The following is a 1,139-nucleotide window of genomic DNA, read 5'->3' as shown; positions in this document are numbered from 1 at the left end:
TCGATCATCGCGGGCGTGGATCCGAGTGTGGGGTTGTTCGCGTCGTTCACCATGGCGGTGGTGATCTCGATCGTGGGCGGACGTTCGGCGATGATCTCCGCCGCGACCGGCGCGATCGCGCTGGTGGTCGCGCCGCTGGCTCGTGAGCACGGGCTGAGCTACCTGATCGCCACGGTGATCCTGGGTGGCCTGTTCCAGATCGTGCTCGGGTCGCTGGGCGTGGCCAGGTTGATGCGGTTCGTGCCGCGCAGCGTGATGGTCGGGTTCGTCAACGCGCTGGCGATCCTGATCTTCCTGGCGCAGGTGCCCGAGCTGATCGACGTGCCGTGGCCGGTGTACCCGCTGTTCGCCGGTGGGCTCGTGCTCATGGTGCTGTTCCCGAAGCTGACCAAGGTGGTTCCGGCGCCGCTGGTGTCCATCGTGGCCTTGACGGCGCTGACGATCGCCGCCGGTATCGCGGTCCCGACCGTGGGCGACAAGGGCGCCCTGCCCTCCTCACTGCCGTCACCCGGTGTTCCGGAGGTGCCGTTCACGTTCGGCACGCTCGGGTTGCTCGCGCCGTACGCGCTGGCGTTCGCGCTGGTGGGGCTGATGGAGTCGTTGATGACCGCGAAACTGGTCGACGACATCACCGACACGCGCTCCAACAAGACCCGCGAGGCGATCGGACAGGGCGTCGCGAACATCGTCACCGGCTTCTTCGGCGGCATGGGTGGTTGCGCGATGATCGGTCAGACCATGATCAACGTGAAGACCGCCGGCGCCCGGACCCGCTTGTCGACGTTCCTGGCCGGGACGTTCCTGATGATCCTGTGCATCGTCTTCGGCCCGCTGGTCTCACAGATCCCGATGGCGGCCCTGGTGGCGGTGATGGTGCTGGTCGCGTTCGGCACCTTCGACTGGCACAGTGTCTCGCCGGCCACGCTCAAGCGGATGCCGTGGGGCGAGATCATCGTCATGGTCGTCACCGTGGCCGTCGTGGTGGCCACCGGCAACCTCGCGATCGGCGTGGTCGTCGGTTCGATCACCGCGATGGTGATCTTCGCGCGCCGAGTCGCGCACCTGGTCGACGTCACCGCCGTGGTCGACCCGGACGGCACCCAGGTCGTGTACGCCGTCACCGGCGAGCTGTTCTTCGC

1 protein-coding gene is annotated in these 1,139 nt (G+C 67.4%); it reads left to right on the top strand.

Annotated elements, in window-relative coordinates:
• Positions 1–1,139, top strand: a 1,139-nt coding sequence (locus ACIHAO_RS42920) for a SulP family inorganic anion transporter (RefSeq protein WP_396568103.1), incomplete at both ends; no start/stop codon positions are given.

This window comes from Amycolatopsis sp. NPDC052450 (genome assembly GCF_044547565.1).
Taxonomy (GTDB): domain Bacteria; phylum Actinomycetota; class Actinomycetes; order Mycobacteriales; family Pseudonocardiaceae; genus Amycolatopsis.
The sequence above is the reverse complement of the archived record's forward strand: the minus strand, read 5'-3'. Positions and strand labels throughout refer to the sequence as shown.